17 protein-coding genes are annotated in these 15,287 nt (G+C 37.8%); 2 read left to right on the forward strand and 15 right to left on the reverse strand.

Translation table 11 applies throughout. The features are described from left to right. Window positions 1-2 precede the first annotated feature (2 nt). From ACE01N_RS08810 to atpB, 8 genes are all read right to left on the reverse strand, one after another. Window positions 3-1,232: a Kelch repeat-containing protein gene (locus tag ACE01N_RS08810; RefSeq protein ID WP_380587264.1), complete on the reverse strand. Its 1,230-nt coding sequence runs from the start codon at window positions 1,230-1,232 to the stop codon at window positions 3-5. Between the two features lie 2 nt (window positions 1,233-1,234). Further along, entirely contained in the window at window positions 1,235-2,365 is a 1,131-nt protein-coding gene (locus tag ACE01N_RS08815) for an outer membrane beta-barrel protein (protein ID WP_380587267.1), read from the reverse strand. Between the two features lie 287 nt (window positions 2,366-2,652). Further along, window positions 2,653-3,525 (reverse strand): ATP synthase F1 subunit gamma, encoded by an 873-nt coding sequence (gene atpG, locus ACE01N_RS08820; protein WP_380587270.1) that lies wholly within the window; start codon window positions 3,523-3,525, stop codon window positions 2,653-2,655. 3 nt (window positions 3,526-3,528) lie between these two features. Next, window positions 3,529-5,118: a F0F1 ATP synthase subunit alpha gene (atpA, locus tag ACE01N_RS08825; protein ID WP_380587273.1), complete on the reverse strand. Its 1,590-nt coding sequence runs from the start codon at window positions 5,116-5,118 to the stop codon at window positions 3,529-3,531. Window positions 5,119-5,134: 16 nt separating this feature from the next. Continuing rightward, window positions 5,135-5,674 carry an ATP synthase F1 subunit delta gene (gene atpH / locus ACE01N_RS08830; RefSeq protein ID WP_380587276.1) on the reverse strand — a complete coding sequence of 180 codons (540 nt, stop codon included), beginning with the start codon at window positions 5,672-5,674 and terminating at the stop codon, window positions 5,135-5,137. A 2-nt stretch (window positions 5,675-5,676) separates the two neighbouring features. Continuing rightward, window positions 5,677-6,171, reverse strand: a complete 495-nt coding sequence (gene atpF, locus ACE01N_RS08835) for a F0F1 ATP synthase subunit B (protein WP_375729107.1) — start codon at window positions 6,169-6,171, stop codon at window positions 5,677-5,679. Between the two features lie 3 nt (window positions 6,172-6,174). Then, a complete protein-coding gene (atpE, locus tag ACE01N_RS08840; protein ID WP_375718714.1) occupies window positions 6,175-6,384 on the reverse strand; it encodes an ATP synthase F0 subunit C in 210 nt (69 codons plus the stop codon). A gap of 31 nt (window positions 6,385-6,415) precedes the next feature. Next, a complete protein-coding gene (gene atpB, locus ACE01N_RS08845; RefSeq protein WP_380587281.1) occupies window positions 6,416-7,489 on the reverse strand; it encodes a F0F1 ATP synthase subunit A in 1,074 nt (357 codons plus the stop codon). A 202-nt stretch (window positions 7,490-7,691) separates the two neighbouring features. Here atpB and omp85 point away from each other — a divergent pair, with 202 nt between their 5' ends. After that, window positions 7,692-9,032 carry an Omp85 family outer membrane protein gene (omp85, locus tag ACE01N_RS08850; protein ID WP_380587284.1) on the forward strand — a complete coding sequence of 447 codons (1,341 nt, stop codon included), beginning with the start codon at window positions 7,692-7,694 and terminating at the stop codon, window positions 9,030-9,032. Window positions 9,033-9,099: 67 nt separating this feature from the next. Here the strand turns inward: omp85 and ACE01N_RS08855 are convergent, their stop codons facing one another. From ACE01N_RS08855 to ACE01N_RS08870, 4 genes are read right to left on the reverse strand one after another with little or no spacing between them, the layout of a single operon-like run. After that, window positions 9,100-10,068, reverse strand: coding sequence for a DUF4340 domain-containing protein (locus ACE01N_RS08855; protein WP_380587287.1), 969 nt, complete (start codon window positions 10,066-10,068; stop codon window positions 9,100-9,102). Then, window positions 10,061-11,575 carry a GldG family protein gene (locus ACE01N_RS08860; RefSeq protein ID WP_380587290.1) on the reverse strand — a complete coding sequence of 505 codons (1,515 nt, stop codon included), beginning with the start codon at window positions 11,573-11,575 and terminating at the stop codon, window positions 10,061-10,063. Before ACE01N_RS08860 ends, ACE01N_RS08855 begins: the two co-directional genes overlap by 8 nt. Before the next feature lie 13 nt (window positions 11,576-11,588). Beyond that, on the reverse strand, window positions 11,589-12,311 hold the full coding sequence (locus ACE01N_RS08865; RefSeq protein WP_375729112.1) for an ABC transporter permease: 723 nt from the start codon (window positions 12,309-12,311) through the stop codon (window positions 11,589-11,591). 21 nt (window positions 12,312-12,332) lie between these two features. Beyond that, window positions 12,333-13,262 (reverse strand): ATP-binding cassette domain-containing protein, encoded by a 930-nt coding sequence (locus tag ACE01N_RS08870; protein ID WP_380587294.1) that lies wholly within the window; start codon window positions 13,260-13,262, stop codon window positions 12,333-12,335. A 157-nt stretch (window positions 13,263-13,419) separates the two neighbouring features. Between ACE01N_RS08870 and ACE01N_RS08875 the strand changes: the two genes are divergently transcribed. Further along, the gene (locus ACE01N_RS08875) at window positions 13,420-14,046 is read left to right on the forward strand and encodes a class I SAM-dependent methyltransferase (protein ID WP_380587296.1); all 627 of its coding nucleotides are present in this window, start codon (window positions 13,420-13,422) and stop codon (window positions 14,044-14,046) included. 70 nt (window positions 14,047-14,116) lie between these two features. On the opposite strand, the gene ACE01N_RS08880 is transcribed toward ACE01N_RS08875, so the two are convergent. Genes ACE01N_RS08880 through ACE01N_RS08890 form a run of 3 tightly spaced genes read right to left on the reverse strand, consistent with a single transcriptional unit; the run spans window position 14,117 to window position 15,226 of the window. Further along, on the reverse strand, window positions 14,117-14,506 hold the full coding sequence (locus ACE01N_RS08880; RefSeq protein WP_380587299.1) for a NifB/NifX family molybdenum-iron cluster-binding protein: 390 nt from the start codon (window positions 14,504-14,506) through the stop codon (window positions 14,117-14,119). A 7-nt stretch (window positions 14,507-14,513) separates the two neighbouring features. After that, a complete protein-coding gene (locus ACE01N_RS08885; protein WP_380587301.1) occupies window positions 14,514-14,816 on the reverse strand; it encodes a NifB/NifX family molybdenum-iron cluster-binding protein in 303 nt (100 codons plus the stop codon). Next, window positions 14,813-15,226 carry a DUF134 domain-containing protein gene (locus tag ACE01N_RS08890; protein ID WP_380587304.1) on the reverse strand — a complete coding sequence of 138 codons (414 nt, stop codon included), beginning with the start codon at window positions 15,224-15,226 and terminating at the stop codon, window positions 14,813-14,815. The genes ACE01N_RS08885 and ACE01N_RS08890 overlap by 4 nt, the downstream gene beginning before the upstream one ends. Between the last annotated feature and the right edge of the window lie 61 nt (window positions 15,227-15,287).

Consider the following 15,287-nt stretch of genomic DNA (forward strand, 5'->3'; position numbering starts at 1 on the left):
GATTAATATACGGGTATTTTTTCTTCAGAGAATTTCCATAGGTTATACCGTCTGTTCCCATAATTATATGCAGTACAATATCCTAAATATCCATAATTTTCTATTGCTATACAGAAAACAAGTTCCTTTGTATGCCTGTATGGGATACTTTCCGTCTTAGTCCAGGATTTTGTGTTAACAGAATATTGCCAAAAGTCGGAAGATGCCTCTGTTTTTGTTGAATTAACATCATAACTAAAACCGTAATACAAATTATCTCCTATCCTGAAACTAACGATATTATCCAGTAGTGTATCAGGGTATGTAGTTTCCATTTGCCATTTGTCTTCTTCCTCTGAAAATTTCCAGATAGATTTATTACGTGTAAATACATATGCGTTATGATTTACTGTTTCAGATGAGAGAATTGAACTTAATACCTGATCATCACTTTTTTTCTCCCAGTTGTCAGAGGATTTTTCATATTGATAAAATGTGTCATTCGATACATAATAGCCTTGGTTATTTAATGCAAATGCAGTAAAGCCATCTTCCCCAGGCATGAAGGGTAATGCGTTTAGTTTAACCCAGTCATTTAAGTCAATGCGGTATTTGTAAAACTCAGAGGAATTATTTTTTATAATATATATTTCCTCATCAATAATAAAAAATGAGGCAGAATGCAAGGTGTGTCCCGGATAGTCTTTCAATCTTTGAATGATACACGTAGCCGGATTAAAAGTATAAAATTCCATACTTGACATTAACAGATATCCCAAGTTGTTTATAGACGTCGTAAAAATGTTTTCATACCCCACAAATGTTGTTTGTAAATAAAAGTCCCATGGAAAATTTTTACATCCCTGGCTATTAAATTCAACGGTTGGTCCTGTAACATCATAAGATAAAGTTTTAGCATATGCTTTAACGTTATAAGTTACATTATTTGATAGCTTATGATCTGCGTTCAGGGAAAAAGCTCCGGAGCCTTTCAATGTGGACTGGAGCATGATAGTATCATACATATTTGAAATGTCTGATCCAACCGGATAAAAAACGAAGCCGTATTCTATAATATCGTCTATTCCGGATTGAAGTACCTCCCCGTTAAAGGTAACACCGTTTGAGCTAATGTTAGTGACATCCAGTGTTTGAATCGCAGGATACGGCTTTTTTACAAATTCTGCATTTTTACTGCAGGAAAAGCAAACGAATGAAACTGTTAGTATGAGATAACGGTAAGCTTTCGACATAATTAAAAATTTATTCCTGTAATGAATTCGAAACTATTTTTACCCAGCAGTGATGCAGAACCAAACGAAAATTCTTTGTTATAACGTACTTCTATAAATATAATCCTCCTATAATTAATATGATATTGAATCCCCCCTCCATATGCAAAACCATAAAGGTTGTCATCCATCAACTTTTCATTTGTTGGAAAGTCAAATTCGATAATACTTCCTGATATCTCAGACTTATAAATCGTAGTTTCATTCTTAAGGTTATTTGAAAGTGACAAACCCGCATTAGCATATGCCTTTATTCTTTTTGTTGGAAGCGTATATCTTAATAATATTGGCAATCTCAGCGTATTTTGCTCAATAAGCATATCATAAATTGTAGATTCTGATTTAGAGGAACCTGAATATGCACTTTGGTAATAGCCTAAACTAAGTAATAAACTGAAATTGCTTTGATTTATGGGTAAATCTGCAAAAAAACCACCATACAAACTGTTTGCAGAGCTTACATTAAAGTTTTTAAATATTTCATCCTCATTGTTTGCATTTAATGTTGGGGATGTTGTGATTCCTCCCAAAAAGAACCCATACTTTAAAAATGGATAATTTGTTATTTTGCATTGATTGTAGCCAGTAAAGAATTTTGATAAAGACTTCTTATTATATTTAACGAGTTTGTAGTTCTCAGAATTTATGTGGCAATCCGAAATTAGATTACCTAACTCGTTTTTATAATCATTCCTTTTTTCATTTGTTTTATAAATACAGTTTAATACAGAATCCCTTTCTGTAAAAAACAACCTGTTATTTGAATCTTTATAGAAGTAAAGGGAGGTTTTCCCATTTACCAGTCTTTCTAAAAATACTCTTTTAACTGAGTCATTTAAATGGATATCTTTTGCTATGTAAACCCGACCATCTTCAAAACCATATTCTTTAACCTGATAAGCTGTGTATTTAATAATATGATTTCCTTCCTTGACCCTACAATACGTAGAATTTATAATATCATTTCCATTTAATAGGTTTATGGCATACGACGCTGAACTATCCGTGATAAAGTAACTGATCTGCGCATTGGCCAATAAGCTTGATATAACTAATAAAAATAGTGTAAATATGTATTTGCTGGTATGTTGCATAAATAAATTAAACGGACAATAATAATTCTTATTCCTAAATTACTATGTCAGTTATGGATGTTTTAATAATGATAGATAGTAATTTCATTCATTATTTACAGGTTTTAGTTGGTACTAAAGTAGAATAATTCTTTTATTACTGCAAGAGCATAAAATATGTTTTTCAACCTTAATAGCAGCCATTTGAGGTGTGTTTTGATATGGATATAAGGATTGAGCAATCCTGCTAGCACAGAAAAAATGTCCTAAGATCATGCAAAAACAGAAACTAAATTTAATGATATAATCTACGAATTCTTCAGGGCTTCTGCGCCACCGGTTATTTCAAGAATTTCGTTGGTAATGGAAGCCTGACGTGCCTTGTTGTAAGTTAATGTAAGATCACGCAATAATGTTTGAGCGTTATCGGTAGCCTGTTGCATTGCCTGCATTCTTGCCGCATGTTCTGAAGTAAAGGAGTTCAACAATACCATATAGGCATGCATCTGTAAAGCTTTAGGAATAATATCGTACAGAATTTCTTCCTTGTTTGGTTCGTAAATATAATCGTGGTTAAGCGTGTCACCGTTTATCTCTTCAGGTTCAACCGGTAAAAAGTTTTCAAAGGTTACATCCAAACGTCCGGCAGATACAAATTTTGTGTAGGCAAAAATAATCTGATAATAAGTGTCATTCAGAAAATCAGATGTGATTTTTTTTGATAAATCATTCAGTGATTCAAACGTAAGATCATCAAACAATTCATCATGAGTTTCAATTGGTTTAATTCCCCTGGTTTTAAGCAGCTTTGATCCTTGTTTGCCAATGGAAATATAGTCAATGCTACTACCTGGAAATTCTGTCCTTACATGCTCAAGAGTAGCTTTTACCAAACCTGAATTAAATGCACCACACAGTCCTCTGTTTGAGGTTACGACTATCACGAGTATATTATCCGATTTTGGTTCATCAACGAGATACGGGAATTTGGTTCTGGTTTCCTCATCATCCAGCAGATGTGCCAGAATTTCTTCCAGTTTATTTGCATACGGACGGGAACTCAGCAAAACATTTTGTGCTTTTTTAAGTTTGGCAGCCGAAACCATCTTCATGGCACTGGTCACCTGCATGGTTGTTTTAACCGTGTTTATCCTACCGCGTATCTCCTTTAAACCAGCCATTTATTATTTTTTATAGCCCTGTGCAACTTCCAGTGCAACAGTTTCAACGGTTTTTACAATGTCATTACCTTTTTCTGAAGGCCATTCACCACCGGCAATTCTGTCCAGAATATCTTTATGTTCCCGTTCCATTGTATCCAGAAAATCTGCTTCAAAGGCTTTCACATCTTTTATAGGAACATCTCTGAGAAGCGCATTCACGCCACAATAGATAATCGCAACCTGTTGTTCGATCCGAAGTGGATGGTATTGCAACTGTTTCAGAATTTCAACGTTCTTGGCTCCTTTATCCAATATACGCATGGTTGCCGGGTCAAGGTCTGATCCAAATTTGGCAAATGCTTCCAGTTCTCGGTACTGTGCCTGATCTATTTTCAGTGTACCCGCAATCTTCTTCATCGGTTTGATCTGTGCATTACCACCAACCCTTGAGACCGAAATACCTACGTTGATAGCCGGACGGATACCCGCATTGAAAAGGTCTGCTTCGAGGAAGATCTGACCGTCGGTAATTGAAATTACGTTAGTTGGAATATAACCTGATACATCACCAGCCTGCGTTTCAATGATGGGAAGTGCTGTTAGCGAACCTCCACCTTTCACAATTGGCTTTAATACGTCCGGCAGGTCATTCATTTGTTTGGCGATATCATCTGAATCAATGATTTTGGCAGCCCTTTCCAGCAGTCTGGAGTGGAGGTAGAATACATCTCCCGGATATGCTTCACGTCCTGGTGGACGACGGAGCAGGAGGGAGACCTCACGATAAGATACCGCCTGTTTTGATAAGTCATCGTAAATAACCAGTGCACTACGACCGGTATCTCTGAAAAACTCACCAATGGTTGCACCGGCAAAAGGTGCATAATATTGTAATGCAGCAGATTCTGATGCTGTTGCAGAAACGATTACAGTATAATCCAGCGCACCATTATCTTCAAGCGTTTTGGCAATATTGGCTACGGTTGAACCCTTTTGTCCAACGGCAACATATATACAGTAAACCGGATTCCCTTTTTCGTAAAACTCTTTCTGATTGATTATCGTATCAATTGCTACAGCTGTTTTACCTGTCTGACGGTCACCGATGATCAACTCACGTTGGCCGCGACCAATTGGGGTCATAGCATCAATTGCCTTGATACCGGTTTGCAATGGTTCTTTTACGGGTTGACGGAAGATAACACCCGGAGCTTTTCGTTCCAGTGGCAGATTGTAGAACGGGCCTTCCAGGGCTCCTTTACCGTCTATAGGTTCACCAAGCGGATTGACAACACGTCCCAACATGGATTCTGTTACGTTAATGGAGGCAATCTTTCCCGTTCTTTTAACGGTATCACCTTCCTTTACATATTCCGCAGATCCCAGAAGTACAACACCTACATTATCTGTCTCCAAGTTCAATACGATGCCCATCATTGATCCGAAATCAACGAGTTCGTTGGCACCGGCATTGTTTAAACCGTAGATACGGGCGATGCCGTCACCGACCTCAAGTACGGTACCTACTTCTTCAAGATCAGATTCATTAGTGAATCCTTCCAGTTGTTTTTTTAGTAATTCAGATATTTCTGACGGTCTGATTTCTGCCATTTCTGCACAATTTTTATCAGCTGTTGATCAGCGACTTTTTAATTTTTGCTAATTTACCACTAATGCTGGCATCCAGTTGAAGGTCGTCCACACGAAGAATAAATCCTCCGATGATTTCCGGATCAACTTTTTCTTCAAACTCAAGTTTGGATCCCATACTCTTTTCCAGTTTCTGATACAGTTTTTTCTTGAAGCCCGGATCAATATCAACTGCTGTTGTTACAGTAGCTTTCCGGATTCCCTTTGCCAGCCTTGCCGATTCGATGTAATGATAAACGATGGTCAGCAACATGCTTTCACGTTCATAATCGAATACAAGGTCGAGAAAACTAAGTGTTAAAGCGTTCAGCTTGCCTTTAAAGAGCGCATGCATTACAGTTTTTTTCTTGGATGGGGTAAGGGTGGTATTTTTAAGAAACTTTCTGAAGTCTTCCGATTCCTGAATAACACGAAGCAACTGCTTCATGTCTTGCAGGATCGCATCCTCAAGCTTCTTTTCCACTGCCAGTTCGTGCAGCGCTTTACAATACCTTACTCTTACTCTGCTGTTATCCATGCTCAGTTAAAATTAGCTTTATCCAGCATTTTATTAATTATCTCTTCATGTTTCTTTTTGGTATCAATTTCTGATTCCAGAATTTTTGATGCCATATCAATAGAGATAACCGCAAGTTGCTGTTTCAGGCTTTCCACAGCCTTTTGTTTTTCAGCTTCGAAATCCTTTTTAGCTGATTCAACAATTTTTTCTGCTTCTTTTTTTGCTTTTACCTTAGCTTCTCTGATTATTTCAACCTGGGTGGCTTTGCCCTCATCAATGAGTTTGAGTTTTTCACTTTTTGCCTCACGTACAATCATTTCCTTGTCCTGCTCAAGAGATGCAAGTTCAATACGTGCCTGTTCTGCCGCTTTTAAACTGTCGTTTATATTAGCTTCACGCGTATGAACTGCTTTTAAGATAGGTTTCCAGGCAAATTTACCCAGTAGAACCATCAGAAGCAGAAAGACGATTGTGGTCCAAAAAATTAACCCTATGCCAGGTGTTATCAGATCCATGGTTTACGAATTCAATAACGCTACTACAACTGCAAATAAAGCCACACCTTCAATAAGTGCTGCAGAAATAATCATCGCTGTCTGGATTTTACCGCTGGCTTCAGGTTGGCGTGCAATACCTTCCATTGCAGAAGAACCAATTTTACCAATTCCATAACCGGCTCCTATCGCTGCCAGTCCGGCTCCAATTGCTGCTAAACTAATTCCGTCCATAATTAAAATTTTAAATATTTAAGTTATATAATTAATGATGTTTTTGTACTGCCATTCCAATGAACAATGCCGAAAGCATTGTAAAAATAAAAGCCTGTAAAAATGCAACCAATATCTCCAGAAGGCTCATGAATAAACCAAATGGAACAGAAACAGATGCAAATACCGTAGACTTAAAAATAAATATAATGGATATTAAGCTTAAAATAATGATATGGCCTGCTGTGATGTTTGCAAATAAACGAACCATCAGGGCAAAAGGTTTGGTGAAAATACCAATGATCTCCACAATAATTAATATTGGTAATACAAATACTGGAACATCGGGAGTTGCAAAGATATGCTTCCAGTAATCCTTGGATCCATTAATATTAGTTATTATGAGTGTAAATAATGCCAGGGTCATCGTTACCGCTATATTCCCGGTAACATTAGATGCCCCGGGGAAAATCGGGATTAGCCCCAAGAGGTTGTTTATAAGGATGAAAAAGAAGACGGAAAGTAAATATACAATATATTTATCCGCATCTTTTTTACTCATGTTCGGTAGCACAATTTCATCTCTGACAAAAAGGATGACCGGTTCAAGAAAACCTGCGAGTCCTTTAGGTGCAGTATTTGGGTTTTTACGGTAAAACCGTGCAACTGAAATAAAGATCCACAATAACAGCAACGAGCTGATCAATATGGCGGCTACATTTCTTGTGATGGAAAAATCCAGCGGTTTTTCATCCAGTTCACCATGATCGGCATGTCCGTTATGCAAAACATATATGGTTTCATGGTGCAATACATATGTTCTGTCTCCTTTGGTCACAGGTTCTTCGCCATGATGGAAATCAGAAGACATAAAAATATCCAGATGTCCGTCATAAAGAAGTATAACCGGTAATGGAATGGCCACATCATGTTCTTCACCTTCCTTATCTTTATAAGACAGAATATGCCAGCTGTGAGAGTCTTTGATGTGATGCATGATCACGTCATTAACATCAAACTCAGCCTCTTCATCCCCTATAGAAAACTCCTCCTGATCAGACGCATAGGTTGTGCTTCCGAAAAGCAGTGATAATAAGATAAAAATGGTGACTTTTAATCTGTTCAATTCTAACAAAGTTTCTAAATATTGACTGAGCAAAAATGCTAAAAAATTCAGTTAATAAAAAATTAAAAACGTAAATTTTTCAGTAATTCAATTCTCCTGATTATACCTGGTTAAATTATTGATTATGCTTTTGTCATGTAGAACAAGAATATTGTCATTTTGTTAATTTAATTATCTTTGAATTGCTAAAAAAAATTAAACAATGAGAAAAAATCTACTGTTAATTCTGGTTACTGTTCTCTTCGTGAGTGTTTTATCAGTAAATGCTCAGGATGAAGAAAATTCTGATTCCAAAGTCAAAAAGGGGTGGAATTTTGGTGCCTTACCTGCCATTACATACAACACGGATCTGGGCTTTCAATATGGAGGTCTTGTAAATTTTTTCAATTATGGTGATGGATCTGAGTATCCGGACTATTTGCATAATATATATCTTGAAGTATCACGTTTTACGAAAGGAAGCGGAATTTACAGACTTTCGTATGATTCGGAATATCTTATTCCAGGCATGCGGGTAACTTCTGACCTCGCTTATCTGCCGGATATGGCATTTAACTTTTTTGGTTTCAACGGATACGAGGCAGTATATAATCAGTCATGGATTGATGATGATCCTCTGAATAGTGCTTATAAAACCAGGATGTTTTATAAAATGCAAAACAATACATTCAGGTTTAAAACCGATCTCCAGTTTCCGCTTTCAGGTAAGAAATTGTTGGGGCTTGTCGGTTTTAATCTACAGCAGTATACTATCTCAACCGTGGATATAGACCGTTTGAATAAAGGTAAGTCAAGTAATCTTCTTCCTGATACTTTAACGCTATATGATGAATATGTGAATTGGGGAATTATTGGGAATGATGAGAAGAATGGAGGTTTTATTCCTTTGTTAAAGGCTGGTCTGGTGTATGACACCAGAGATAATGAACCGAATCCGATGCATGGTATCTGGACAGAGGCATTTATTTTTGGTGCACCAAAATTTCTGGGTGCTGAATCCGGCTTTTTGAAATTTAATATAACGCACCGGCAATATTTTACGCTTATTAAACGGGATCTTTCATTCGCGTATCGTATAAGCTATCAGGGAACTTTGGCAGGAAAGGTACCGTTTTACTACCAATCGCAAATAGAGACTTCTAAGATGAAAGACCAGATTGGCCTTGGAGGAAGTAAAACTTTACGCGGCATACAGCGTGCACGGGTTATTGGCGATGGTTTTGTATATGGGAATGTGGAATTGCGTTGGAAACCGGTTCATTTTAACTGGATTAATCAGAAGTTTTATATCGGACTTAATGCTTTTTCTGATTTTGGTCAGGTGGTGCAGAAAGTTGATGTGGAGAAAAATTTTATGACTTGGAGCATGCCTTTGCCACAGGGTTATTTTGATTTTGGAGCTGAATCACTACACGTAAGTTACGGTCTTGGATTAAGAATCGCCATGAATGAGAATTTTGTGATTGCCGTGGATTTTGGAAAAGCAGTTAATAAGCAGGATGGAAATACAGGTTTATATATCGGATTGGATTATTTGTTTTAATGAGATGTAACGAGTCAAGATACAATATAAAGCATAAAAAAGGCTGCCCTCAGGCAGCCTTTTTCAATCATTTCACATCCGGTCGGGACTGGAACAGCTTATGAAACAGCTTATCCGTTCCGGATTCAAAGTATGTGTTTTTATTTTCTGATGTACTGATTATATGTTTTGAATCTACCGTATAGCCCTTTATCTCTATCGGATTAGTCTTAGATCCACTACCTTCGATCATCATGGTGTAAGTGGGTTGAGATACAACAGAATCATCAAAAAAGTTGTGCGAACTTATGTTCTGAAGGCCACGAAGATACGTCACAACGGATGCCGAATCTGTCGTCTGGCCATTCAGCAACCATGTATTGCCCTGTTTTTCAAGTGTAAAGGAACTGTCAGAAGGAGCCGTTACGGTAATTTTATTCCAGTCGTTAAAATTACTTTTAATGATAACCGGATCACGCATATATTTTATATCGCGGTCAAACAACATTGATAAATAACCGTCTACAGCATAGATTTCCTTGCTATTTCCTGATCTTACAAAGGAGGTCATCGTTCCCTGCTGTTGCCGGTATTGGTTTTGTCCCTGATTTTTTGGCTGGCTATAACTGAATTTACCAATATAAAGATCCGCAAGTTCTTTACCATTCTTGTCATTAATAATGACTCGGGTTGCCAGGGAATCTGATACTTTGTATTCATTCCATTTATCTTTGCTATTTGCTACAATCCGGTCGGCTTTAACAGTGCTGATCTGATTTAGAATTGCATTTATGGCATCTGGTGCGGCATTGTATGATATCCCTTCGCTTTCAAAATTCCAGCGATCATCATTTTTTGTAAACGTGACAGGGACTTCCGGTTTATTTTTTGTGTATAAAATAAACGATCCTATATTGTCCTGATCCACAGCAACAATATTACTGTTAAATGAACTGTTGGTTTTGTCTTTGCTGTCAAAAACTTCAACTGCCAATACTATTAAAAGAAGGATCACAAAGATTCCAAGCAGTTGTTTCAGGTTGAATTTACTAAACATAATCTTCCTCCATTCTTTTAATCCGGCGTATCCGGTTACGTTGAGACCTGAAAATTCCGTAAATCACAATCAACAGAATCGGAAGCAGGAAGTTTAACCACTTCAGCAACGATTTTGTACTGTCATCCACCTGGTCAAGTAAGCGGGCGGTAATTCCTTTAGTACGTAAATCAATTAATCCGGTATCATCGCTTAACCAATCCACTGAATTAACCAGCAGGTTCACGTTGTCTGCATTGATCTGGCGTTGACGTTGTCCATCACCATTAATCGGAAATTCACCATCCGTGAATACTATCATTTTAGATGGTGTATTGCCTGATAGTTTGCCCGAAAAGATACCGCCGATAGGAATATTAGCTTCAGGAAAATCCTTTTCTGACCATTTTTTCTCGATATTAAAATATACCGGTGTTGGTACGGCATTACTTTTATTCCCGGTCATTACAATTGGCGTAAAGGTTACAGTTGAGTCGCCATTGTAGTTTAATGGACTTACAAACTGAAATATTACGGCTTCAAGTCCTGATGTAATCGGATTATCTGCGAATTTATTTACAATAGGGAAATACGGGAATTTTACCTGTGAGCTAAAAGTCATAAAACCGTTGTTCTGCTGAACCGAAATATTTCCACATGTTGCATCGGTAATCATATCTGCCGGAACCTGGATGCCTTTTTTAGCCAGCCATGTTTCAAGACCCGTTGTCTTGGCTTTTCCCATAACAGATTGAAAATCTCCTTCTACACGATCAAACGCAATTAAAAGGTTCCCACCTTTTGCAAGATAGTTATCCAGCATATCGAACTGTGTTTGTTTGATAGAATCTTCGGGACGAACCATAACGAGTGTCTTGTATATAGACAGATCCGTGGAATCAGTCATATTAACCGGTTCAATTTGATAAAGCACATCCAGCTCTTTAACGGCCTGAACCATAGATGATATGGAAGCTTCTCCATGTCCCTGTAAAAATCCAATGACAGGTTTATCGGTCGCAATAAGTTTCTTAATAGAGGTGGAGAGGTCATATTCCATGGCTGAACCCGATTGAATGACCGGGATCACCTCTGTTTGATCCTTATAGGAAACCACAGCTCCCAGGTAGGCTTTTTTCTGTACCGCCTGGTCCTTTTCGCGTTGCTGGATCAGAATAGGTTGAATGCCTTTCTGCATGGCTTCGCGTTCAGTTGCGTCATCTTTGCCGGGATTTTTAAACTCGTACGCTATATTTCCACCGGAACGGTTTACGTATTCAATCAGCATATCCTTAAATTCCTTTCTTACTTTTCCTACTTCAGGAGGAAGGTCCTCCGAAAAATATGCTGTGATTGTAATTGGTTCAGGAATCTCCTTTAAAATATTTTTAGTTGCATCGCTAAGTGTGTAGCGCTTATCGGCAGTAAGGTCCATACGAAAGAAAAACCGGCTTGCCAGAATGTTAATAAGGATAAGCACCCCAAGAATGATCAGCAATGAGTATATAGTTTTACTTTTCTTATTCATGATGCATTTCTTTTTAATTTGTGCTTCGTTTTGCCAACATGGATTCTGCTGCTACCAGACCACCAAATATTAAGGTCAGGAAGTAAATAATATCCTTGCTATCAATGACTCCTCTTGTTATGGATTCGTAATGGGTATTCAAATCCAGATAGTTGAATATCTCAGCTGTCATACCGGATGTCGCACGGGTGAGAAATCCAAAAATAATATGAAACAGAATTCCGATGGCCAGTGCAATCAGGATGGCCACAATCTGGTTATTTGTTAAACTACTTGCAAAAATGCCGATGCTAATATATGCAGCGGACATCAGCAACAATCCAAGATAACCGCTCCATACTTCTCCATGGTCAATTTGTCCCAAATTGGCGACAGTAATATAATATGGTATGGTAAGTGCCAATGTGATGGCTATCAACAAAAATGTGGATAAAAATTTGCCGGCAACAACCTGCCAGTCACTAACATCTTTGGTTAACAGTAGCTCAATTGTACCTGTTTTCTGCTCTTCCGCCAGTAACCGCATAGTTAACATGGGTATAAAAAAGAAGAGCGACCAATAGGCAATATTAAAAAATGCGCCCAAGCTGGCCTGATTGATGAAGAAGATATCTGAACCACTTATCCAGGTGAAGAAGCCTGTAAAACCTAAAAATAGTATGATCATTATATATGCCATGAGAGAATCGAAGAACGACCGCAATTCCCTTTTGGCAATGATCCATATTTTATTCATATCAAAATAGTTTTTTAATTTCTAATTCATGGTTACTTCGCGGAAAACGTCTTCAAGTTTTGTTTCAATCGGTGTCATTTCGGTCAGGATCCAACCTTTTTGGACACACAGATTGAAAATGGCTTTGCGTGAAGACATGTCCGGTTTACTCTGAACTTCGAAGGCCTGATCATTATCTGGTATAAAATCGCATACCTGAACCGAAGAGAGTTCTTTCAATGCCTTGAATACCTCATTTTTATCACCTTCTTCTATCGCAACTTTTATGATTTCATTTCCCTGAGCCTGCTTTCTAAGTGATTCTGCTGTTCCATCGGCAACAATTTTACCATTGTTAATAATCAGAATTCTGTCGCAGGTGGCTTCAACTTCGGCCAGGATATGGGAGCTAAGAATTACGGTTTTTTCTTTTCCTATCTGTTTAATTAATTCCCTGATCTCTACAATCTGATTAGGATCAAGGCCTGTGGTTGGTTCATCAAGAATTAATACGTCCGGATCGTGAATAAGTGCCTGTGCCAGGCCAACACGTTGTCGGTATCCTTTTGACAGTTCCCCGATTTTTTTGTGTTTTTCATGACTCAGGCCACATACACGGATCATTTCCCTGACCCTGTCATTGATACCCGATTTTACCACTCCCTGCAGTTCGGCAACAAATTTCAGATAGTCAATAACGCCCATTTCGAGGTAAAGCGGATTATTTTCAGGCAGATAGCCGATCCGTCTTTTTACTTCGTCAGGTTGTTCATTTACTGAATACCCTCCAACTTTAATAGTACCCTGGTTCGGTGTGAGATAACAGGTGATAGCTTTCATTGTGGTTGTTTTACCTGCGCCGTTTGGCCCAAGGAAACCGAGTACTTCACCTGTGTGAACCTTAAAAGAGATGTTGTCAACTGCTTTTTGGCTACCATATACCTTGGTAACATTTTCAACAGTAATGTCCATAATATCTAAAGGTTTTTTAAACAAAATGCGACCGAAATTATTAAAAATTGAAACTTAATATTTTTGGTTTAACTTAAATTAACTACTTTCAGGCAATAAGCGCTTATTTAAATAATTTTTAGGCTGAGATGCCTTATTTTAGCAGTTATTTAGATTTATGAAATGCAGATTGTGCCACTCAGATACAGAGAAATCTTTTGCGTTTAGGGAACGTGTTTTTTACCAGTGTGTTAACTGTAAATCGGTTCAGGTTGATCCGGATAATCTTCCCTCCGCCGAAGTTGAAAAGGAACGGTATAGTTTGCACAATAATAGTATAGCAAACAAAGGTTATGTGGATTTTCTTATGCCACTTATTGATGCAGTCAGGAGATTTCATACGGTTGAAGAGAAGGGGTTGGATTTTGGTTCGGGACCAGAACCGGTTCTGAGTCAGATTCTTAGAAATGAAGGGTTTTCGGTAGAAGCATACGATCCTGTTTTTCGTAATAATCCTGAGTTATTGGATAATAAATACAATTATTTAGTCTGTTGTGAGGTTATTGAACACTTCCATAATCCCTCGAAGGAGTTTGAGTTATTAAGTAAAATGATGAAATCAGGCGGAGAATTGTATTTTAAAACAAACCTGTTATCCAGGGACATTGATTTTGACTCATGGTGGTATAAAAATGATATCACCCATGTTTTTTTCTATTCTTCTAAAGCACTGGAGTATATACGGGATAACTTTAATTTCTCTGCGTTGCGGATTGAGGAGGAATATTTTATTTTAAAAAAATAAACGGAGAAGCCCTATGCTTCCCCGTTATTTACTCCGGTCATATTTTATTATAGGGTTGGAGTTTAATTATTTAATGGTTACAACTATGTTCATGGTTGTGTCCATGTTCATGATGGTGTTGGTGACTTTCACATCCAATTCCGGAATCAATTAAAAATCCGGCAAGGTAGGCTTTCATAACTTCGTCAGGATTTCCTTTGCATCCGCGAATAACTTCAATACCAGCATTTTTTAGTTTGTTTAAGGCTCCGTCCCCCATATTTCCCGCCAGCATTTTGGTCACGCCCTGCTCGTTCAGTAACTGGGTAAGGTTCGATTTGCATCCACATCCCTGTGGAGAATCCATTTGAGTTTTGGATTCTATTTTACCATCAATAATCTCATAAACAGAGAAAAAATTACACTGTCCAAAGTGATCGTCTATTTTTTCTCCCCTTGTTGGAACTGCTATTTTCATCATCTTTACTTTAGAATTTTAATGCTTCAATTTTTATTTTATTTGTATCCACTATAATCAACTGAATATTTTGTTTTCTGGCTTCTTCCTGTACATGAACTCCAAAATCTCCTGCAACTAATTTTGTTACACCAATTCCTTTAAGGTAATTAATGGCTTGAATGCCTGCATCTTCTACAATCATGTGATACGGATTTGTTACCGTTTCCCGGGTTTTATTCCGGGCATCAATAATCATGAATTTCCGGCATCTCACAAAGTGATCACTGACCCTGTTGTTATATTTATCCGAGACAGATATTGCTGTTTTCATGAAGTCTGTATTGAAAGGTTTGAAACATCAGTGGTCATACATACAGGGCATGGAACAGAAGGATCTTTCTGGGGCAGATTAAAACGCGAGTTACAATTCCTGCATTCATACCAGTCGTCAGCGAAATATGCCTGCCCACCTTCAATCTGTATTTGCCTGGCTTCTGTGAACGATATGGCAATTTTTTTACGGGCGCTGTCATAAATTCTTGTTAATGTTGGTCGCGATACGTCCATTAATTTCGCTGCATCTTCCTGGTTCATCCCTTCGTAGTCCAGTAATCTTATGGCTTCATATTCTTCATGATAGAGTTGAACCGGATCTTTAAGCGCTCCGTAGTATCCAAAAGGATTCATCCCCTTTATGCGGGGTGGGTTACTGATTTTTCGCAATCTTTTTGGTCGGGACATACATTTAATTTTTTACAAATATAATGAACATATGTTCATTACACAATATTTTTGAATATCT

The organism is Quyinboa ferrireducens, from assembly GCF_042436675.1.
Taxonomy (GTDB): domain Bacteria; phylum Bacteroidota; class Bacteroidia; order Bacteroidales; family UBA5342; genus JBHJHP01.

Coding starts and splice junctions, on each gene's coding strand:
- atpE (WP_375718714.1), bottom strand. CDS start 6,384: ATGGACGGAATTAGTTTAGCAGCAATTGGAGCCGGACTGGCAGCGATA.
- ACE01N_RS08890 (WP_380587304.1), bottom strand. CDS start 15,226: ATGTCCCGACCAAAAAGATTGCGAAAAATCAGTAACCCACCCCGCATA.
- ACE01N_RS08880 (WP_380587299.1), bottom strand. CDS start 14,506: ATGATGAAAATAGCAGTTCCAACAAGGGGAGAAAAAATAGACGATCAC.
- ACE01N_RS08855 (WP_380587287.1), bottom strand. CDS start 10,068: ATGTTTAGTAAATTCAACCTGAAACAACTGCTTGGAATCTTTGTGATC.
- atpG (WP_380587270.1), bottom strand. CDS start 3,525: ATGGCTGGTTTAAAGGAGATACGCGGTAGGATAAACACGGTTAAAACA.
- ACE01N_RS08865 (WP_375729112.1), bottom strand. CDS start 12,311: ATGAATAAAATATGGATCATTGCCAAAAGGGAATTGCGGTCGTTCTTC.
- atpA (WP_380587273.1), bottom strand. CDS start 5,118: ATGGCAGAAATCAGACCGTCAGAAATATCTGAATTACTAAAAAAACAA.
- ACE01N_RS08810 (WP_380587264.1), bottom strand. CDS start 1,232: ATGTCGAAAGCTTACCGTTATCTCATACTAACAGTTTCATTCGTTTGC.
- ACE01N_RS08860 (WP_380587290.1), bottom strand. CDS start 11,575: ATGAATAAGAAAAGTAAAACTATATACTCATTGCTGATCATTCTTGGG.
- ACE01N_RS08870 (WP_380587294.1), bottom strand. CDS start 13,262: ATGGACATTACTGTTGAAAATGTTACCAAGGTATATGGTAGCCAAAAA.
- ACE01N_RS08815 (WP_380587267.1), bottom strand. CDS start 2,365: ATGCAACATACCAGCAAATACATATTTACACTATTTTTATTAGTTATA.
- ACE01N_RS08875 (WP_380587296.1), top strand. CDS start 13,420: ATGAAATGCAGATTGTGCCACTCAGATACAGAGAAATCTTTTGCGTTT.
- atpH (WP_380587276.1), bottom strand. CDS start 5,674: ATGGATAACAGCAGAGTAAGAGTAAGGTATTGTAAAGCGCTGCACGAA.
- atpF (WP_375729107.1), bottom strand. CDS start 6,171: ATGGATCTGATAACACCTGGCATAGGGTTAATTTTTTGGACCACAATC.
- ACE01N_RS08885 (WP_380587301.1), bottom strand. CDS start 14,816: ATGAAAACAGCAATATCTGTCTCGGATAAATATAACAACAGGGTCAGT.
- omp85 (WP_380587284.1), top strand. CDS start 7,692: ATGAGAAAAAATCTACTGTTAATTCTGGTTACTGTTCTCTTCGTGAGT.